19 protein-coding genes and 1 tRNA gene are annotated in these 19770 nt (G+C 65.1%); 16 read left to right on the forward strand and 4 right to left on the reverse strand.

Translation table 11 applies throughout. From position 1 onward, the window contains the following. Positions 1 to 481: SPOR domain-containing protein (locus Q0C59_RS10715; protein ID WP_291215071.1), on the forward strand; the 481-nt coding region annotated here is incomplete at its 5' end. Positions 482 to 484: 3 nt separating this feature from the next. Here Q0C59_RS10715 and hrpA read toward each other — a convergent pair. Then, the gene (hrpA, locus tag Q0C59_RS10720) at positions 485 to 4522 is read right to left on the reverse strand and encodes an ATP-dependent RNA helicase HrpA (RefSeq protein WP_407066553.1); all 4038 of its coding nucleotides are present in this window, start codon (positions 4520 to 4522) and stop codon (positions 485 to 487) included. Here hrpA and Q0C59_RS10725 point away from each other — a divergent pair. The 4 genes from Q0C59_RS10725 (at position 4501) to ppk2 (ending at position 7937) form a co-directional block, all read left to right on the forward strand. Beyond that, positions 4501 to 4767 carry a DUF6364 family protein gene (locus tag Q0C59_RS10725; protein WP_291215077.1) on the forward strand — a complete coding sequence of 89 codons (267 nt, stop codon included), beginning with the start codon at positions 4501 to 4503 and terminating at the stop codon, positions 4765 to 4767. The two genes, hrpA and Q0C59_RS10725, sit on opposite strands and share 22 nt — an antisense overlap. Next, a complete protein-coding gene (locus Q0C59_RS10730; RefSeq protein WP_291215080.1) occupies positions 4764 to 5201 on the forward strand; it encodes a TA system VapC family ribonuclease toxin in 438 nt (145 codons plus the stop codon). Before Q0C59_RS10725 ends, Q0C59_RS10730 begins: the two co-directional genes overlap by 4 nt. 6 nt (positions 5202 to 5207) lie before the next feature. Beyond that, on the forward strand, positions 5208 to 6548 hold the full coding sequence (argA, locus tag Q0C59_RS10735; protein WP_291215082.1) for an amino-acid N-acetyltransferase: 1341 nt from the start codon (positions 5208 to 5210) through the stop codon (positions 6546 to 6548). A 108-nt stretch (positions 6549 to 6656) separates the two neighbouring features. Beyond that, positions 6657 to 7937 carry a polyphosphate kinase 2 gene (gene ppk2, locus Q0C59_RS10740; protein ID WP_291215084.1) on the forward strand — a complete coding sequence of 427 codons (1281 nt, stop codon included), beginning with the start codon at positions 6657 to 6659 and terminating at the stop codon, positions 7935 to 7937. An 18-nt stretch (positions 7938 to 7955) separates the two neighbouring features. On the opposite strand, the gene Q0C59_RS10745 is transcribed toward ppk2, so the two are convergent. Then, positions 7956 to 8480 carry a disulfide bond formation protein B gene (locus tag Q0C59_RS10745; RefSeq protein ID WP_291215087.1) on the reverse strand — a complete coding sequence of 175 codons (525 nt, stop codon included), beginning with the start codon at positions 8478 to 8480 and terminating at the stop codon, positions 7956 to 7958. A gap of 51 nt (positions 8481 to 8531) precedes the next feature. Then, positions 8532 to 9305, reverse strand: coding sequence for a ferredoxin--NADP reductase (locus Q0C59_RS10750; protein ID WP_291215089.1), 774 nt, complete (start codon positions 9303 to 9305; stop codon positions 8532 to 8534). 248 nt (positions 9306 to 9553) lie between these two features. Between Q0C59_RS10750 and Q0C59_RS10755 the strand changes: the two genes are divergently transcribed. Beyond that, a complete protein-coding gene (locus tag Q0C59_RS10755; protein WP_291215092.1) occupies positions 9554 to 9829 on the forward strand; it encodes an oxidative damage protection protein in 276 nt (91 codons plus the stop codon). Positions 9830 to 9853: 24 nt separating this feature from the next. Continuing rightward, on the forward strand, positions 9854 to 11059 hold the full coding sequence (locus Q0C59_RS10760) for an FAD-dependent oxidoreductase (RefSeq protein WP_291215095.1): 1206 nt from the start codon (positions 9854 to 9856) through the stop codon (positions 11057 to 11059). Here Q0C59_RS10760 and Q0C59_RS10765 read toward each other — a convergent pair. Next, positions 11046 to 11846, reverse strand: a complete 801-nt coding sequence (locus tag Q0C59_RS10765; protein WP_291215097.1) for a hypothetical protein — start codon at positions 11844 to 11846, stop codon at positions 11046 to 11048. The genes Q0C59_RS10760 and Q0C59_RS10765 overlap by 14 nt on opposite strands. A gap of 164 nt (positions 11847 to 12010) precedes the next feature. Here Q0C59_RS10765 and Q0C59_RS10770 point away from each other — a divergent pair, with 164 nt between their 5' ends. From Q0C59_RS10770 to Q0C59_RS10810, 9 genes are all read left to right on the forward strand, one after another. After that, positions 12011 to 12802: a sulfite exporter TauE/SafE family protein gene (locus Q0C59_RS10770; protein WP_291215099.1), complete on the forward strand. Its 792-nt coding sequence runs from the start codon at positions 12011 to 12013 to the stop codon at positions 12800 to 12802. A gap of 18 nt (positions 12803 to 12820) precedes the next feature. Continuing rightward, positions 12821 to 14596: a nitrite/sulfite reductase gene (locus Q0C59_RS10775; protein ID WP_291215102.1), complete on the forward strand. Its 1776-nt coding sequence runs from the start codon at positions 12821 to 12823 to the stop codon at positions 14594 to 14596. A gap of 8 nt (positions 14597 to 14604) precedes the next feature. Then, on the forward strand, positions 14605 to 14994 hold the full coding sequence (locus Q0C59_RS10780) for a DUF934 domain-containing protein (protein ID WP_291215105.1): 390 nt from the start codon (positions 14605 to 14607) through the stop codon (positions 14992 to 14994). 20 nt (positions 14995 to 15014) lie between these two features. Next, on the forward strand, positions 15015 to 15764 hold the full coding sequence (locus tag Q0C59_RS10785) for a phosphoadenylyl-sulfate reductase (protein ID WP_291215107.1): 750 nt from the start codon (positions 15015 to 15017) through the stop codon (positions 15762 to 15764). After that, positions 15761 to 16720 carry a sulfate adenylyltransferase subunit CysD gene (gene cysD, locus Q0C59_RS10790; RefSeq protein WP_291215109.1) on the forward strand — a complete coding sequence of 320 codons (960 nt, stop codon included), beginning with the start codon at positions 15761 to 15763 and terminating at the stop codon, positions 16718 to 16720. Before Q0C59_RS10785 ends, cysD begins: the two co-directional genes overlap by 4 nt. A 25-nt stretch (positions 16721 to 16745) precedes the next feature. Further along, on the forward strand, positions 16746 to 18068 hold the full coding sequence (locus tag Q0C59_RS10795; RefSeq protein ID WP_291215111.1) for a sulfate adenylyltransferase subunit 1: 1323 nt from the start codon (positions 16746 to 16748) through the stop codon (positions 18066 to 18068). 122 nt (positions 18069 to 18190) lie between these two features. After that, on the forward strand, positions 18191 to 18520 hold the full coding sequence (gene fdxA / locus Q0C59_RS10800; protein WP_291215115.1) for a ferredoxin FdxA: 330 nt from the start codon (positions 18191 to 18193) through the stop codon (positions 18518 to 18520). A 5-nt stretch (positions 18521 to 18525) separates the two neighbouring features. Continuing rightward, positions 18526 to 19587 carry an NAD(P)/FAD-dependent oxidoreductase gene (locus tag Q0C59_RS10805; RefSeq protein WP_291215117.1) on the forward strand — a complete coding sequence of 354 codons (1062 nt, stop codon included), beginning with the start codon at positions 18526 to 18528 and terminating at the stop codon, positions 19585 to 19587. Positions 19588 to 19659: 72 nt separating this feature from the next. Further along, positions 19660 to 19735 (forward strand) — tRNA-Asn (locus Q0C59_RS10810). Positions 19736 to 19770: the final 35 nt, after the last annotated feature.

The raw sequence follows: 19770 nt of genomic DNA on the forward strand, positions 1-19770 counted from the left end.
GGGCATCCGTGGCACCGACTTCTGGAGCATGACCGATGCCGAGCACGACGCCGTGTGCATGTTTGAAGGCAAGGTCGAGGTCGTGCGCGACAACAAGCCCGGCATCATGCTCGACAAGCTTGGCGCCTTCTGGGTCGTCTTCACAGGCGAGCCCGAGAAACCCGCAGGTCAGGCCACGCCGGATCAACTGGCCAAGTTCATCGGGCAGGCCGAGATGCAGCCCGGCCAAGGCATCGTGTTGCAAGGTGGCCGTTGGCGCACCGTGGCCGGCTTGATGCCCAGCGGCGGTCAGGCCAATGCGCTGCGCACCCGCCTGCAAACCGCCGGCTACCCTGCCGATGTGCTGGCCAAGGACGGCAAGTTCGAAGTGCGTATCAACCAGCTTGCCACGCGCGAGGACGCAGAAACGGTGCTGAAGCAACTGCAGGCCAACGCCTCGTTGGGTGTGACCGAGGGTCGGGTGGCTCTGGCCACTCGCTGACCTTCAGAGCTGAAGCTGGGCCCAGGCCTTGTCCAGCCGTTTCACGCTGACGGGCTGCGGCGTGCGCAACTCCTGGGCAAAGAAGCTCACCCGCAGCTCTTCAAGCAACCAGCGCAGCTCGTTCAGGCGCGCGTCCTGCACACCCTTGCGCTCGGCCACCAGGCGCCAGAAGCGCTGGTCTTGTGGGCGCAACTCGGCCAGCCTGGAGGCGTCGCGTGCCGGGTCGGCCCGCAGTTTGTCCAGCCGCAGCTGCGCGGCTTTCAAGTAGCGCGGCAGGTGCTGCAGCTGAGCGTAAGGCGTTTGCAGCAAAAACTTCCTGGGCACCAGCCTCGCGAGCTGTTGGCTCACATCGGTGGCCACATCGGGGGCGGGTTTGCTGTCCTTGAGCTTGCGTGTGGCTGCCGCGAACTCGGTGAGGATGGCGCCCGCACTGCGTGATATTTCGCTGGCAATGAGCGTGAGCCGCCCTCGCCCCTCGTCCACGCGCTGTTTGAAAGCGGCTTCGTTGGTGGGCAGCGGCTCGGCGAGAAAGGCGCGGTCCAGCGCGAGTTCCAGGATCTGCGTGCGCAGCTCCTCCAGCGTGCCACCACCGCCCGACTCCTTGCCCACCTGCATGTAGGCCGCCGCCATGGTCTGCAGACCGGGCAGGTTTTTCTCAAGGTACTTGAGTGCGTCGCGGATCTGCAGCGCACACAGGCGGCGCAGGCCTTCGCGGTGGCGGGCCTTGGCCACGTCGGGCTCGTCGAACACTTCAAGTCGCACCGCGTCACCGTCGTCGATGAGCGCGGGAAAACCGATCAGCGATTGCTGGCCCTTGCGGATCTCCATGAGCTCTGGCAGTTCGCCGAAGTCCCAGCTGGTGTGGCGCTGTGCCGCGCTGGCGGGAGTGGCCCCCTCTCCCTTTGGGAAAGGGTTGGGGTGAGGGCTTTGTGGTCGCGCCGAGGCCTCACCCTGCCCTCTCCCAGAGGGAGAGGGTGAGGACCGGTCGCCGGCAGCGGACAGCGAGCCCAACTTGAGCGAAGCCAACGCCTGAAAGGCACCACGCGCCTGACTGCCCAGCTCGGCCTTGAGCGCGGCCAGACTTCGGCCCTGCCCCAGCTGGCGGCCGTGTTCGTCCACCACGCGCAGGTGCATGAAGTGGTGCGGGCTGAGCATGTCGACTTTGATGTCGTTGCGCTGGATGTCGAGCTGCGTGGCTTCGCGAACGAGTTTGAGCAGCGCGTCCATCAGGTTGCCGGCGCCGAACGCGGCCGGCTCGCAAAGTGCCTGTGCAAAACGTTCGGCGGTGGCGGGCAGCGGCACCAGGCGCGAGCGTGGGCGCTGGTGCAGTGTTTTGAGCAACGCCAGCAGCTTGTCCTTGAGCATGCCGGGCACCAGCCAGTCGCAGCGGTCGTCGCTGGCCTGGTTCAGCGCAAAGATCGGCAACGTGACCGACAGTCCGTCGCGCGGGTCGCCCGGCACGTGCAGGTACTCGCAAGCGCAGTCCACTCCACCCAGCCGCAGCGTTTTGGGGAAGGCCTGCGTGGTGATGCCGGCCGCCTCGTGGCGCATGAGTTCTTCGCGCGTGAGCAGCAACAGCTTGGGGTTGCGCCGCACTTCGTCCTGGTACCAGCGCTCGAACATGGCGCCGTTGCAGATGTGCGCGGGGAGTTGTTGATCGTAGAAGGCGTAGATGAGTTCGTCGTCGACCAGAACGTCCTGCCGGCGCGACTTGTGTTCCAGCTCGGCCACTTGCTGCACCAGCTTCTGGTTGGCGGCCAGGAACGGCAGGCGCGTCTCCCAGTCGCCGGCCACCAGCGCTTCGCGGATGAAGATGGCGCGCGCGCCCACCGGGTCGACGCGGCCGTAGTCGGTGCGCCGGTTGCTGTAGACCACCAGGCCATAGAGCGTGGCGCGCTCCAGCGCCGTCACCTGCGCCGATTTCTTTTCCCAGTGCGGGTCCAGCAACTGCTTCTTGAGCAGGTGCGGACCCACCTGCTCCAGCCACAGCGGCTCGATGGCGGCAATGCCGCGGCCAAACAGGCGCGTGGTTTCCACCAGTTCGGCGCAGACGATCCAGCGCCCGGGCTTCTTGCTCAGGTTGGCGCCCGGGTGGCGGTAGAACTTGATACCGCGCGCGCCCAGGTACCAGTCTTCTGCTTCGCTCTTCTGGCCCACGTTGCCCAGCAAGCCGGCCAGCATGGCCAGGTGCAGTTGTTCGTAGCTCGCGGGCGCGGTGTTGATCTGCCACTTGTGCTCCGCCACCACCGTGTGCAGCTGGGTGTGGATGTCGCGCCATTCGCGCACGCGGCGCACGTTGACGAAGTTCTCGCGCAACAGGTTTTCATACTGGCGGTGGCTCAGCTTGTGGTCCTTGCCGTGGCCGCCCTTGCTTTCTTCCAGCCATTTCCAGAGCTTGAGCGTGCCGCTGAACTCGCTCTTTTCGTCGTCGAACTTGGCGTGGGCCTGGTCGGCCTGGGCCTGTTTGTCGAGCGGACGGTCGCGCACGTCCTGCACGCTCAGGGCCGAGGCGATCACCATCACCTCGTCGAGCGCGCCGCGCTGCTGTGCTTCCAGGATCATGCGGCCCACGCGCGGGTCCAGCGGCAGGCGCGAGAGCGTCTGGCCGATCGGTGTGAGTTCGTTGTTGTCGTCCACCGCGCCGAGTTCGGCCAGCAGCTGGTAACCGTCGACGATGGCGCGCTTTTGCGGCGCCTCGATGAAGGCGAACTCTTCCACCGCGCCCAGGCGCAGCGCCTTCATGCGCAGGATCACGCCGGCCAGCGAGCTCCTCAGAATTTCGGGGTCGGTGAACTTCGGACGGGCGTTGAAGCCGACCTCGTCGTAGAGGCGGATGCAAATGCCGTCGGCCACGCGGCCACAGCGCCCGGCGCGTTGGTTGGCCGCGGCCTGGCTGATGGGCTCCACCATGAGCTGCTCCACCTTCTGGCGGAAGCTGTAGCGCTTCACGCGCGCGGTGCCCACGTCGATCACGTTGCGGATGCCCGGCACCGTGAGCGAGGTCTCGGCCACGTTGGTCGAGAGCACGATGCGCCGCCCGCCGTGCTCCTGGAAGATGCGGTCCTGCTCGGCCTGCGAAAGCCGCGCGAACAGCGGCAGCACCTCGGCGTTGCGCAACGTGGGAATGTGGCTGAGGTGTTTGCGCAGGTGGTCCGCGGCTTCGCGAATTTCGCGCTCACCGGGGAGGAACACCAAGATGTCGCCACCCTGCGAACCACGCCACAACTCGTCCACCGCGTCAGTGATCGCGCTGTTCAGGTCGTAGTCACGGCTCTCTTCAAAAGGACGCCAGCGCACCTCCACCGGGAAGGTACGGCCCGAGACCATGAGCACCGGCGCCGGGCCGTTTTTCGACGCGAAGTACTGCGCAAAGCGGTCCGCATCAATCGTGGCCGAGGTCACCACGACCTTGAGGTCGGGCCGGCGCGGCAGCAACTGGCGCAGGTAGCCCAGCAGGAAGTCGATGTTGAGGCTGCGCTCGTGCGCCTCGTCGATGATGATCGTGTCGTAGGCGCGCAGGTCGGGGTCGGTCTGCGTTTCTGCCAGCAAGATGCCGTCCGTCATGAGCTTGACAGAGGCGTCTTTCGAGAGCCGGTCCTGGAAGCGCACCTTGAAGCCGACCACGTCGCCCAGCGGCGTTTTCAACTCCTCGGCGATGCGCTTGGCCACGCTGGAGGCGGCGATGCGCCGCGGCTGCGTGTGGCCGATCATCTGGCCGCGCTGGCCGGGTTTTGCGTTGCACTTGCCCCGACCCATGGCCAGCGCAATCTTCGGGATCTGCGTCGTTTTTCCCGAGCCGGTTTCTCCGCAGACGATGACGACCTGGTGCTCGCGCATGGCCGCCTCGATCTCATGCCGGCGCGCCGAAACAGGCAGCGACTCGGGAAATTCGATGTGCAGGGGCTGGGATGGCCGGGGGGCGGAGGGGGAATTGACAGCGTCGTTCACGGCGGTATTATCGCAGGGCACAGGTTCACGTGAAGCACGTGTTTTCGTGTTGTCGCACCGGGAGTTTGAACATGACCAATCTGACCATTTCATTAGATGAAAACCTGGTGAAGCAGGCCCGAATCAAAGCCATCCAGGAAGGCACATCGCTGAGCGCCAAGATCCGCGAATTTGTCGCCAGTTACGCGCAGCCGGCTTCGGGCACCGTGCCCGTGGTCATTCCGGCGCTGCCGGTTTCCAAGGCCCAGGGTGGGCTGATGCCGAACATCAACCCCGACAGCCACCGCTCCATGCTGGACGCGATGGACGCCGACCAGCAGGCTGGTCGGGTTTCATGACGCCGGATGTCAACGTGCTGGTCGCGGCCTTCCGCCCGGACCACCCCCACCACAGCCCTGCCCGCACCTGGCTGAACGACGCCGTCCAGCAGGCGGCCTTCAAGCACACGCCGCTGGTGTTGCTCGGCATGGTCGTCACGGGGTTTTTGCGGGTCACCACCAATCCCAGGGTGTTCAAGCAAGTTGATTCGCTGGACGATGTGGTGACTTTTGTCGACACGCTGCTGGCCTGCCCCGGGGTGGACTACCAGGCAGCGGGTGCTGGCTGGTCCGGCCTTCGTGAAATGTGCCGGAACCAGCAAGCCAGCGGCAACCTCGTGTCCGATGCCTGGATTGCCGCCACCGTCCTGCAGGTCGGCGAAACGCTGTGCACGTTCGACCGGGATTTCACCCGCCTCCTGCCTCCCGAGAAACTCCAATTGCTCAAAGACTGACCCATCATGTCCACCGTCTTCAACTTCACCTTCGTCCCCTGGTTCCGCTCGGTGGCGCCCTACATCCACAAACACCGCGGCAACACGCTGGTGGTGGGCATCGCCGGCGAAGCGATCGCGGCCGGCAAGCTGCAAAACGTGGCGCAGGACCTGGCCCTGATCCAGAGCATGGGTGTGGAGATCGTGCTGGTGCACGGCTTTCGTCCGCAGGTCAACGAACAGTTGCGCGCAAAGGGCCACGAGCCCAGGTACTCGCACGGCATGCGGATCACCGACTCGGTGGCACTCGACTGTGCCCAGGAAGCCGCCGGCCAGCTGCGCTACGAGATCGAGGCCGCGTTCAGCCAGGGCCTGCCCAACACGCCCATGGCGGGCGCCACGGTGCGCGTGATTTCGGGCAACTTCATCACCGCGCGCCCGGTGGGTTTGATGGACGGGGTGGACTTCCAGCACTCGGGACTGGTGCGCAAGGTCGATACCGAAGGCATCCAGCGCACGCTGGACATGGGCGCGCTGGTGCTGCTCTCCCCGTTCGGGTTTTCACCCACCGGCGAGGCCTTCAACCTCACCATGGAAGACGTGGCGACCTCGGTGGCCATTGCGCTGCAGGCCGACAAGCTGATGTTCCTCACCGAAGTGCCCGGCCTGCGCGCCGACCTGGCCGATCCGGAAAGCGACATCGACACCGAGATTCCGCTGGCCGACGCCAAGAAGCTGCTCGCCAGCCTGCCCGCGCCCGACCTGCCCACCGACCCGGCGTTCTATTTGCAGCATTGCATCCGCGCGTGCGAAGGCGGTGTGGAACGCAGCCACATCCTGCCGTTCGCGGTAGATGGTGCGCTGCTGCTGGAGATTTACACCCACGACGGCTTCGGCACCATGGTGGTGGACGAAAAGCTCGAGAGCGTGCGCGAGGCGACCATGGACGACGTGAGCGGCATCGTGGCCCTGATCGAACCGTTCGAGAAGGACGGCACGCTGGTCAAACGCGACCGCACCGAGATCGAGCGCGACGCGGGCAACTACACCATCATCGAACACGACGGCGTGATCTTCGGCTGCGCCGCGCTCTACCCCTACCCGGAAGCGCGCACCGGCGAAATGGCCGCGCTCACCGTGTCACCCGACACGCAGAGCCAGGGCGACGGCGAGCGGCTGCTCAAGCGCATTGAGGTGCGGGCCAAGGCGCAGGGCCTGCAAAGCATCTTCGTGCTCACCACGCGCACCATGCACTGGTTCATCAAGCGTGGTTTCGTGCAGGTCAACGCGGACTGGCTGCCCGAGGCCCGCAAGCGCAAGTACAACTGGGACCGCAAGAGTCAGGTGCTGGTGAAAAAACTGTCGTAGACAGGCACACACCTGTTCGCCCCTTTCGGGGCTGACTTGACGCAAGTCAACCGCTTGCGCCGCTCAATTTCGATACTGGTGCATTGCGTGACAAACAGATGACATCCCATGACGAAAACAGCGATCCGCGCCACGGCAGTGACCAAGGCCGCCTCTTCCATTGCCAAGGCTTCGGCCAAACCGGGCAGTCCGCGCTCTGAAAAACCGCTGCCGGGTGCCCCACGCCGGGCAGCGTCGGCCAACAAGGCGAAAGCCCCGCCAGCGTTGGCAAAGACCCCCGCAGAACGGCCTCGCCGTGTGTCGCTCGGCGACACCAGCGGCACGAGCCAACCCGACAAGATCCGCAAGAACGCCGTTTCTCAGGCCGTCGCATCCCGCCAGGCGGCCCAGGTGGCCACCGTGAAAGACATACTCTCGCGCAGCGCAAGCAGTCGGCGCGAGAAGGCCGAATCGCTGCGGGCCATTCTGGAAGGTGCAGCACCCGACGACGCCAAGGCCATTCGCCGACTGCTCAGACAGCAAACGCAGGCGGTGCGCAGCGAAGCCAGGGCCATGGTCAATCCCGACGAGGCATTGGCTGCGGATTGGCGAAGTGGCACCTATCCCTACAAAAACCTGCTGTCGCGACAGGTGTACGAGTCGCAGAAGTACCTGCTCCAGGTCGAACTGCTCAAGTTGCAGGCTTGGGTGAAGGAGACCGGTCAGCGCGTGGTGATTCTGTTCGAAGGACGTGACGCGGCGGGCAAAGGCGGCACCATCAAACGCATGATGGAACACCTGAACCCCCGCGGTGCCCGTGTGGTGGCTCTGGAGAAACCCAGCGAAGTGGAACGCGGCCAGTGGTATTTCCAGCGCTACGTGCAGCACTTGCCCACCGCTGGCGAGATCGTGCTGTTTGACCGCAGCTGGTACAACCGCGCCGGGGTTGAACGGGTCATGGGCTTCTGCAGCGAGGGTGAATACCAGGAATTCATGCGGCAGGCTCCGCAGTTCGAACGCCAGCTGGTGCGCAGCGGCGTGCATCTCATCAAGTTCTGGTTTTCGGTCAGTCGACAAGAACAACGCCGCCGCTTCAAGGAGCGCAAGGCGCACCCGCTCAAGCAGTGGAAACTGAGCCCGATCGACCTGGCGTCGCTGGATAAATGGGACGACTACACCAAGGCGAAGGAAGCCATGTTCTTCGAGACCGACACGGCGGATTCACCGTGGACCGTGATCAAGAGCGATTGCAAGAAGCGCGCGCGGCTGAACGCCATGCGCTACCTGCTGCAAAAACTGCCCTACACCAACAAGGAGCCCGACAACCTGGGATCTCTGGACTCACTCATTGTGGGCCGTGCCCATGTGGTGTACGAACGCGGCGAGCGCCCCGGGAGTGCCATCCTCTGACCTTGCCACTGGCAGGGGTCAGCGCCCCGAGCGCCGAAGCCACAGCGCTGCGGCGAGCACAACAACGGCCGTGAAAAACAAGAAAGCCCAGTTCGCTATCGACAGACCCAGGAACGTCCAGTCGATCTTGGAACAGTCACCGCTGCCCTTGAAGATCATCGGGATGGCGCGCCTGAGCGGGAACGACTCGATCATTCCAAAAAAGTCGCGTCCGCAGCTCAGGATTTCGGGCGGATTCCATTGCAGCCAGCTCTGCCGCGCAGCCACACCAGCGCCAAACACGGCAAACAAGGCCATGACCGCGACGCCTCCCCACAAAGCCCGCCCACTGCGCAGAAACGCCGTGACGCCTGCAGCCAGAGCCACAACCATCAGTGCGTAACGCTGCACGATGCACATCGGGCAGGGCTCGAGCCCCACCACATGCTGCAGGTACAGGCCGAAAGCCAGCATGCCCACGCAGACCAGGGCGATCAGGCCCAGGATCTGGTGCGGGTAACGTTCAAGAAACGAGGGTCGAACGGTCGGGATGGTGGTGATCAAGAGAAGGCCTGTGGTGAGTGAGAGCTGCGAGACAGAGCAGACAAGCGCGGATCAAGTTCCGGCAAACGCACGCTCGATCACGAAGGCACCCGGGCGGCTGGTGTTGCCTTCTTCAAAGCCCAGCTTCTCGGCCAGCGCCTTCAAGTCGCGCAGCATCTCGGGGCTGCCGCAGATCATGATGCGGTCTTCCACCGGGTTCAGCATGGGAATGCCCAGGTCTTTGGCGACCTGGCCCTCGGCCAGCAACTGTGGAATGCGGCCCTGGTGCACGAAGGGTTCGCGCGTGACCGTGGGGTAGTACAGCAGTTTCTGCTGGACCATCTCACCCAGGAACTCGTCGTGGGTCAGGGTGTCGCTGAGGTACTCGCGGTAGGCCAGCTCCTTCACCTGGCGCACGCCATGGATCAGCACCACCTGCTCGTAACGCTCGTAGGTTTCCGGGTCGCGAATCACGCTCAGGAACGGCGCCAGCCCGGTGCCGGTGGCCAGCAGGTACAGGCGCTTGCCGGGCAGCAGGTAGTCGATCAGCAGGGTGCCGGTGGGCTTGCGGCCCACGATGATGGTGTCCCCGACCTGGATGTGCTGCAGGCGCGAGGTGAGCGGGCCGTCAGGCACCTTGATGCTCAGGAACTCGAGGTGGTCGGCGTAATTGGGGCTGACGATGCTGTAGGCGCGCAGCAGCGGTTTGCCATCCACCCGCAGGCCGATCATGGTGAAGTGACCGTTGGAGAAGCGCAGCGACGCATCGCGCGTGGTGGTGAAACTGAACAACCGGTCGGTCCAATGGTGAACGCTGAGCACGCGCTCTTCCTGAAATGCACTCATGAGGGGTCCTGTGAAGGCGAAGGGGACTATTGTAAAAAGGGCGCCGCGGCAGCGTGTCCACCACGGACTTGCGAGCAATCGATCATCCGGGGCTGAGGCCCTGAAGTCATTGCGGTCGATCAAAGGTTGCTACAGTCGCCCTCTGCCGCACGAAGCCCGCATCATGCCGGCCTTCGCCAGCCACTGGAACGAATAAATTCTTCCATTCGATATAACCAAATCATCTGACCCCTACCCAAGGACACCCCATGGCACGCACCGTCAACTGCATCAAGCTCGGCAAGGAAGCCGAAGGCCTGGACTTTCCGCCTTACCCCGGCGAGCTGGGAAAGCGCATTTATGAAGGCGTGAGCAAGGAGGCCTGGGCCGCCTGGCTCAAGCACCAGACCATGCTGCTGAACGAAAACCGGCTGAACCTGGCCGACGCGCGCGCGCGCCAGTACCTCGCCCGCCAGATGGAAAAGCACTTCTTCGGCGAAGGTGCCGACGCGGCGGCCGGCTATGTGCCGCCACCGGCGGCCTGATCCTGCTTTTCCTTCGCTCATTTCATGCCTGACGCCCGTCGCCATGCGCTGGTGATCGGCGCCGGCCTGGCCGGTGCGGCTGCCACTTCGGCCCTGGCGCTGCGCGGCTGGAGCATCACGCTGCTGGACGCGGCCGGCGGACCCGCCCAACGCGCCTCGGGTCTGCCTGTGGGCATGCTCAGTCCCCACGTCACGCGCACCCCCACTCCACTCTCCCGGCTCTCGGCGCTCGGCGTTGCGCACACGCTGGCCGAACTTCAGCGGCTGGTGCCTCGGGGCGCTGGCTGGCAAGCCTGCGAGGTGGACAACCTCGGACACGATCCCGGCCGCTGGCCCGCCACGCTGGTACGTCCCGCCGCTCTGGTGCACGCCTGGCTGCAGGAAGCACAAGCCTTGGGCGCGCTCAGCCGGCAATGGAACACCGCGGTGCAACGCCTGACCATGCTTGCCACCGGCGACCCCACCTCCCCCACCCTCTGGCAAGCCTGGGACGCGCAGGGCCGCTGCGTGGGCGAGGCACCCGTCGTTGTGGTGGCCGCTGCGCTGGGCAGCTCGGCCCTGCTTGCCAACCATGCAGGCCCGATGTCAAAGGAAGATCTGCCGCTGAACCCGGTCAAGGGGCAGATGAGCCTGGGGGCTCAGCAGGGCGAGCCTCTGGCGGCCAGGCCACAGCGCAACGACGGGGTCTTTGTGCCGCAGTACCGCGATCTGGGACTGCCGCCCGAATGGCCCGGCAGCATCTGGTCCATGGGATCCACCTTTGAGCGCGGCGCGGCCGACACCAAGATCACGGCCGAGGCTCACGAACGCAACGCCCGCAGCCTGCAGACGATCCACCCGCTGGCGGCGGAAGGTCTTCGAACGGCATTGGCGCAAGAGCGGCTGCTGGGTTGGTCGCAGGTGCGCTGTGCGTCGCTCGACCGGTTGCCGCTGGTGGGTGCCGCGCCGGATGCGCAGGCTCTGCGCCAGCAGCAGGAGGTGGGTCGGGCGCAACGTCGACGTGTGGCCCTGGCCGATGTGCCGCGCTGGCCCGGACTGCACCTGCTGTGCGCCTTGGGTTCACGCGGCATCACCCTGGGGCCGTGGTGTGCCGCGCAACTCGCCCTGCAGATCGATGGAGCGTCCTCACCCGTCGACCCCGCCCTGATGGCGGCGCTGGACCCTGCGCGGTTTGCGGTCAAAAACGCACGCCGCCAAGGCGGCTCACAGGCGCTGTCTACAGCAGGTTGAGCCAGACCGAAATTTCGGGGGGCTGAATCGGCCGGGCCAACAAAGCGGAAATGCCGGCGCGCTGGGCGTTGCGCCGGACGCGCCGGCGGCTCCACCAGCCAGCCAGAGGTCCGGCCAACTCGCTGGTGGCCAGCGTCAACGCCTTGGGGTTGTGCTCGGAGAAGAGCCGCATCAGCGACCAGACATCCAGTTGCGGGTCGTCCAGGTTGAACACGCCACAGATGTAGTCGTTGCGGGCAATGATGGAAATCGCCGCTTCCGTGGTGGTCACCTCGTCCACCTGGGCCACGCCCGCGAGTGCCAGCCGGGTGCGCAGATAGGTACGTTCCTGTTCATCGGCACCCACCACCAGGGCACGGCGCACCCCGATCACATCCTCGCCGAACGCCGGATCCAGCGGCGCAGGTGCGGTCACATCCAGATCGAGCAGCCCGGAGTCGGCTTGTTTGGCCGCGTAAACCGCATCCAGGTCGTGCAGCACGGCGGCCCAGTCGATCGGTCGGTCCATCACGCGCCAGGCGTGTTCGGGCGCGTCCTTGCCGACCCAGATAAGGCGCTGGCCCGTGGGCATTTCCTTGGCGTGAGACAGGATAGCCTCGGCGCTTTCGCCGTCCACCAAGGCCACCTCCGACACACCTTTGGGCGCCGCCACACCGGGTGCGCTCAAGGGGGCATACGGGGCATAGGAGAGATCGCGGGTCCGGGAGAGACGAAACACGGTGTTCAAGGCGTGGCGCTCCACATCTGAGAAGCCCACCACGCTGACGAGAACACGCTGTTTTTGCATGGCGGCGATGTTACGTCACTGCATGCTGATGGAGCAGCACGTGCGTCGTCCCAGCCCACACGGCGTGCCATGCCACACGCGAGAACCTCTATATTCATCTGAGGCATACCCCCATGAAGAAAAAATCGTTTGGGATATAAGCCCGGCTCCGTACAGTCGCGCCCATGCCTGACATCGCCATCATCCTGGCCGGATTCGCCGTGGGACTCATCGTGGGTCTCACCGGTGTGGGCGGCGGTTCGCTCATGACGCCCATCCTGATCTTCTTTTTCGGCGTCAAACCCTACCTCGCTGTGGGCACCGACCTGCTGTTCGCAGCCTTTACCAAGATGGGTGGCACGGTCAGCCTGGCGCGCCAGAAGCTTGTGCCCTGGCGCGTGGTGGGCCAGCTGTGCGCGGGCAGCATCCCCGCAGCACTGGTCACGCTGGGCGCCCTGCACCAGCTCGGCCCCGCCAGTCCCATGGTGCAGTCGCTGATGACCGGCACCCTGGGTGTCGCCTTGCTGCTCACCGCCGCCGCCATGCTGTACAAGGCCGCACGCGGCAAACAACTGCCTCGCAGCCTGGCAGATGGCCAGTTGGACAACGCCACCCACGCGCGCCACTGGAGCCTGCCCGTGCTCTTCGGCGCGGTCATCGGTGTTCTGGTCACGCTCACCTCGGTGGGTGCCGGTGCCATCGGCGTGTCGGTGCTGTTGTTGCTGTTCCCGCTCTTGCCGCTGCCTCGCATCGTCGCCGCCGACATCGCCTACGCCGTGCCGCTCACGCTGGTGGCCGGCCTCGGTCACGCCAGCATGGGCTCGGTGGACTGGCCGCTGCTGGGCAAGCTGCTCGCAGGTTCGCTGCCCGGCATCTGGCTCGGCACGCGCCTGATGCGCCACACGCCCGAGCGGCTGGTGCGCTCCGCCCTCTCGGTGCTGCTGGCCTACGCCGGCCTGAAATTGATCACTCTCTGACATTCACCGCCCACGACGATGTACCAATACTCCGACTTTGACCGCCAGTTCGTTCAGTTGCGCGCCGACCAGTACCGCGACCAGCTCACCCGCTGGCAGGCCGGCACGTTGAAAGAAGACGAGTTCAAGCCGCTGCGCTTGCAGAACGGCTGGTACGTGCAGCGTTTTGCGCCCATGCTGCGCGTTGCCGTGCCCTATGGCGAGATCAACAGCGCACAACTCAAGGTGCTCGCGAAGATCGCGCGCGACTTCGACCACAAGGAAGAGCACGACGTGTCCAAGGCCAACGCTGGCCTCTCCGAAGTGCCCACCCTGCCCGACCGCTGCGGCCACTTCACCACGCGCCAGAACGTGCAATACAACTGGATTCCGCTGGCCCGCTCGGCCGACGTGATGGACCTGTTGGCCAGCGTGGGCATGCACGGCATCCAGACCAGCGGCAACTGCATCCGCAACATCACCACCGATGCGCTGGCCGGCATCGCGGTTGACGAGGTCGCCGACCCGCGGCCTTTCGCTGAAATCATGCGCCAGTGGAGCACGCTGCACCCGGAGTTCGCCTTCCTGCCGCGCAAGTTCAAGGTGGCCATCACCGGTGCACGCGAAGACCGCGCCGCCACCGCCTGGCACGATGTGGGCCTGCGCCTGCTGCGCAACGTGGACGGCGAGCTGGGCTTCCAGGTGCGCGTGGGTGGCGGCATGGGCCGCACGCCCATCATCGGCAGCGTGATCCGCGAGTTCCTGCCCTGGAACCAGATCCTGAACTACCTCGAAGCCGTGGTGCGCGCCTACAACCGCTTCGGACGCCGCGACAACATCTACAAGGCCCGCATCAAGATCCTGGTCAAGGCCGAGGGCCAGGCGTTCACCGACCAGGTGGAAACCGAGTACCGCGACATCATCGAGAAAGACGGCGCGCCGCACACCATCAGTCAGACCGAACTCGACCGCGTGAGCGCCTTCTTTGTGCCACCGCAGCTCAACTGCGACCGCAAAAGTGCCGACGCGAAGATCGCCCACATCCTCAAGGCCGCGGCCGAAGACGACATGGAATTCAGCCGCTGGCTCACGCAAAACGTGAAGCCGCACCAGAACCCCGACCTGCGCGCGGTCACGTTGTCGTTCAAGCGTTTCGGCCAGGCACCGGGCGACGCCACAGCCGAGCAACTGGAGCGCGCCGCCGAGCTGGCCGAGCGCTTCTCCGCCGGCGAAGCCCGCGTGACGCACGAACAAAACCTGCTGCTGCCCTGGGTGCGTTGCGACCAGCTGCCCGAGCTCTGGCGCGAAGCCCGCCGCCTGGGTCTGGCCAAGCCCAACATCGGCCTGTTGACCGACATGATCGCCTGCCCCGGCGGCGACTTCTGCGACCTGGCCAATGCACGTTCGCTGCCGTTGGCGCAAGCCATCCTGGGCCGCTACAAAGACCTTGACGAGCTGCACGACCTGGGCGAGATCGACCTGCACATCAGCGGCTGTATCAACAGTTGCGGCCACCACCACAGCGGCCACATCGGCATCCTGGGTGTCGACAAGGATGGCCAGGAGTGGTACCAGGTCACGCTCGGTGGCTCTGACGGCACGCGCCTGTCGGGTGAGTCGGCACCGGGCAAGGTGATTGGCCCCTCGTTCGCCGCCAGCGAAGTGGCCGATGTGATCGAAGCCCTGCTCGACACCTACCGCGCCCAGCGCACCGGCACCGAAACCTTCGTGGCCACGCTGCGCCGCACCGGCGCCGATCCGTTCAAGACCGCCGCCAACGCGGTGCGCACGAGCACGGCGCGCGCCACTGCCTGAGGAACCCCATGAGCCAGACCCTTCAACTCTTCAGCGCAGACGCCTTCGTGGCCCCCGAGACGCGAGAGCAGCGCCTTTCGCTTGCAAACGACGCCGATCCGCGTGACGCCGATCTCAGCGGCATCACCGTGATCGAACTGAATTTCCCGAAATTCAGCGACGGCCGTGCGTTCAGCCAGGCCTTTTTGCTGCGCCGCCGCCTGGGCTTCACCGGCCAGATCCGTGCCAGCGGTGACGTGCTGATCGACCAGCTCGTGCAGATGCAACGCAGCGGCTTTACCCAAGCTGTGCTGCGCGCCGACCAGAACCTGGCCCACGGCCAGGCGCTGCTGGCGCACTACCCCACCTTCTACCAGGGCGACGCGGTGCACACGGCGCCCCATTTCGCCACCGCCTGACAGCGAAAAGAGCCGCCCACATGACCGCTTTAGCACTCTACGACAAACCTTCGCCGGACTTTGCGGCGAAGGTCGCGCGCAGCATCGGTCTGCTGCGCGAAATCACCGCCAATCACCCCAAGCTGACCCAGGCCTCCAGCCTGGGCGCCGAAGACATGGTGGTCACACACCTCCTGCACCTGGCGGACATTGATGCCAGCGTGTTCGTGCTCGAGACCGGCAAGCTGCACGCCGAGACGCTCGCCCTGATCCCCCGCATCGAGCGGCGCTACGGCATCAGCGTGCAGGTGTTTCGCCCCAAACAGGAGTCGGTGATCCACTTCGTGCGCAAGAACGGAGAGGAGGCGATGTACCAGAGCATCGAACTGCGCAAAGCCTGCTGCGACATCCGGAAGATGGAGCCGCTCGCCCGCGCGCTCGCGGGGCACGACGGCTGGATCACAGGCCTGCGCCGTGAACAGTCCAACGCACGCGCCGAGGTGGGTGAAGTCATTCAGGAAACCGGGCGCGTCAAGATCAGCCCCCTCGTCGAATGGACCTGGGGCGACGTGTGGCACTTCGTCGGCCTGCACGGACTGGACTACAACGCCTTGCACGACCAGTTTTTCCCCAGCATCGGTTGCGCACCCTGTACACGCGCCATCAGCGTCGGCGAAGACTTTCGCGCCGGCCGCTGGTGGTGGGAACAGGAAAGCGCCAAGGAATGTGGTCTGCATGTGCAGTCCGCCACATCCCCTCTCGTGTCCTCCATCGAACGGACCCCCTCATGAACGCCCGCACCGAAACCGCCGTGATCCAGACCGCCCTGCAACACGCAAGTGATCACCACCTGAGCAACGCCCACCTGGACGCGCTGGAAGAAGAAACCATCTTCATCCTGCGCGAGGTGGCTGCGGCGTTCGAGCGCCCCACGCTGCTGTTCTCCGGCGGCAAGGACTCCCTGGTCATGCTCAAGTGCGCCGAAAAGGCCTTCGGTGCGGGCCGCATACCCTACCCGCTGCTGATGATCGACACCGGCCACAACTTCCCCGAGGTCACCGACTTCCGCGACCTGCGTGCGAAGGAACTGGGCGCCGAGCTGATCGTGCGCAGTGTTGAAGACTCCATGGCGCGGGGCACCGTGCGTTTGGCGCACCCGGGCGAGAGCCGCAACGTGCACCAGTCGGTCACGCTGCTTGAAGCCATTGAAGAGTTCCGCTTCGACGCGCTCATTGGTGGCGCGCGCCGCGACGAGGAAAAGGCCCGCGCCAAGGAGCGCATCTTTTCCCACCGCGACAGCTTCGGCCAGTGGCAACCCAAGGCGCAGCGCCCGGAGCTGTGGACCCTGTTCAACACCCGTTTGCAGCCCGGCGAGCACTTTCGCGTGTTCCCGATCAGCAACTGGACCGAGCTCGACGTGTGGCAGTACATCGCCCGCGAGAACATCGCCCTGCCCTCGATCTACTACACGCACCAGCGCGAGGTGGTGGATCGCCGCGGCCTGCTCGTGCCGGTGACCGAGCTCACGCCGCCGCGCGACGGCGAATCCGTGCAGGTGCGAGACGTGCGCTTTCGCACCGTGGGCGACATCACCTGCACCTGCCCGGTGGAGAGCCTGGCCGCTACGGCGGACGACATCGTGATCGAGACGCTGGCCGCCGAAGTGAGCGAACGCGGCGCCACGCGCATGGACGACAAGACCTCGGACGCCTCGATGGAAAAACGAAAAAAGGACGGCTACTTCTGAAGCCGCACCGACCCAGGACACCGACATGACCACACTCGCCCCCCAGGCCACCGCGCCACAAACCGCCACCGGCCCCATCGACACGCGCTCCGCCCTGCGCCTCATCACCTGCGGCAGCGTCGACGACGGCAAAAGCACCTTGATCGGCCGTTTGCTGGTCGACAGCAAGGCCGTGCTGCAGGACCACCTGGCCGGCGTGCAGCGTCACGGCCAGACCGACCTTGCATTGCTGACCGACGGCCTCTCGGCCGAACGCGAACAAGGCATCACCATCGACGTGGCCTACCGCTACTTCAGCACCGAGGCGCGGAAGTTCATCATTGGCGATGCGCCGGGCCACGAGCAGTACACCCGCAACATGGTGACCGCAGCATCCAGCGCCGACGCCGCCGTGGTGCTGGTCGACGCGACCAAGCTGGCCTGGGCCGATGCTGCCCTCAAACTGCTGCCCCAGACCCGCCGCCACAGCCTGCTGCTCAAGCTGCTGCGTGTGCCTTCAGTGGTGTTCGCCATCAACAAGCTCGACGCGGTAGAGGACAGCAAGCTCGCGTTCGAACACATCGGATCTGCGCTGCGCGAATTCGCCGCGCAAGCCGGCATTCCCGTCACGGCCGTCGTGCCCATCTCGGCGCTCAAGGGTTGGAACGTGGTCGAAGCCAGCGAACAGGCTGGCTGGTGCGGCTACAGCGGTCCCACGCTGCTGCAGGTTCTGGAAGTCCTGCCGGTCACGCCAGCCGACAGCACACTGCCCTTTGCATTCGCCGTGCAGTGGGTGGAGAAATTCAGCAGCTCCGCCGACACCTCCCAGGGCCGCCGCGTGTTCTGGGGCCGCGTTGCCACCGGTGGCGTGCAAGTCGGCCAGAGCGTGCGCATCATGCCCAACGGCCAGACCGCCGTGGTCGCCCAGGTGCTCAACCACGTGCGCCAACCACAAGCGGTGTTGGCTGGCCACAGCGCGGGCATCGTGCTCGACCGCGAGGTTGATGTGTCGCGCGGCGACTGGCTGCTGGCCGAAGATACCGACGGCTCGTTGCCCGGCAGCCGCGAGATCCGTGCGACCGTGGCCTGGCTCGACGACGAGACCCTCGTGCCCGGTCGCGTCTACTGGGCACTGCACGGCCACCGCTGGGTCAAGGCCAGGATCAAGCGCATCGTGCACCGCCTGGACATCCACACCCTGGCCGAAGAAGACGCGACCCAGCTGGAGCCCAATGCCATCGGCCACATCGAACTGGCGTTGCAGGAACCTCTGGTCACGCTGCCGTTTGCGCAATCGCGGGCTTTGGGTTCGCTGGTGCTGGTGGACACGGCGAGCCACCGCACGGCAGGCGCCTTGCTCGTGCACTGAGCCTCGCGCGAAAGCGCACGCGACCCGCATCCCCTTAACTTGTGTCACGGCAAGGGCCATGGCCCGGCCTGCCCTCGCCGGAAACCCTAAAATCACGGCTTCCACCGATTCCCAAGACCACCATGACCCACGTTGTCACCGAAGCCTGCATCCGTTGCAAATACACCGACTGTGTCGACGTCTGCCCTGTGGACTGCTTCCGCGAAGGCCCCAACTTCCTCACCATCGATCCCGACGAGTGCATCGACTGCGCAGTCTGCATCCCCGAATGCCCTGTGAGTGCCATCTACGCAGAAGAAGATCTGCCCAAGGACCAGTTGCACATGACCAAGCTCAACGCCGACCTGGCCGTGTTGCCTGGCTGGAAGAGCATCACCAAGCGCAAGGCTCCGCTGCCCGACGCCGACGACTGGAAAGACCGCACCGGCAAACTGCCCGAGCTGCTGCGCTGAGCGGCATGGCCCACGACGGTCCCATTGAAGCCGATGCGGTTGTCATCGGCGCCGGCCCTGTCGGCCTGTTTCAGGTGTTCGAGCTGGGCCTGCTGGAGATCAAGGCCCACGTGATCGACGCACTGCCCTTCCCCGGCGGCCAGCCTGCCGAGCTGTACCCCGACAAACCCATCTACGACATTCCGGCGATTCCGGTCTGCACCGGTCAGGAACTGGTCAACAACCTGCTCAAACAGATCGAGCCCTTCGGCGCCACGTTCCACCTCGGTCAGGAAGTCACCGTTGTTGAACCGCAGAACGATGGGCGTTTCTTCGTGGGCACCACCCGAGGCACGCGCTTTCTCACCAAGACCCTGTTCATCGCCGCTGGCGTCGGCGCGTTCCAGCCGCGCACCCTCCAGCTCGATGGCATCGAAGCGTTCCACGAGAAACAACTTTTCTACCGGGTGAGTTCACCCAACGCCTGGGCCGGCCGCAACATCGTCATCGTTGGCGGTGGCGACACGGCTTTGGAGTGGGCGGCCACCCTGTCCACGCAGGGGCCGAACAAAGCCGCGAGCGTGACCCTGATCCACCGGCGCGATGCCTTTCAGGCCGCAGACGCAAACATCGCGCGCATGCGCGAACTCTGCGAGCGCAACGAAATGCGCTTCTTGGTCGGCCAACCCACGGGCTTTGAATCCGGGGGAGACCGACTCACTGCCGTGCACATCACCGATCCGCAGGCACAAACGCACACCGTGCCGCTCGATGTGTTGCTGGTTTTCCTGGGCCTGTCTCCCAAGCTCGGCCCCATTGCCCAATGGGGCCTGGATATCGAACGCAAACAACTGGTGGTGGACACCGAAAAGTTTTCCACCAACGTTCCAGGCATCTTTGCTGTGGGTGACATCAACACTTACCCCGGCAAGAAGAAGCTCATCCTTTCGGGCTTTCACGAAGCCACGCTCGCAGCCTTCGGTGCGGCCCCCTTCGTGTTCCCCGACAAGAAGGTGATGCTTCAATACACGACCACCAGCACGCAACTGCACCGGGTGCTCGGCGTCACGCCTGCGGTGTCCGACTGAGCGCGAGATATTTTTCGCAAGTCCGGCCCCAAGCCAAAAAACGAAAAAATCAACGCTATAATTCGAGGCTGTTCCCTGATAGCTCAGTTGGTAGAGCGACGGACTGTTAATCCGCAGGTCCCTGGTTCGAGTCCAGGTCGGGGAGCCAAGTAAATCAAGAGTCAGCAGGTTAGCGCCTGCTGA

Source organism: Hydrogenophaga sp., from assembly GCF_022844385.1.
Lineage (GTDB): Bacteria > Pseudomonadota > Gammaproteobacteria > Burkholderiales > Burkholderiaceae_C > Hydrogenophaga.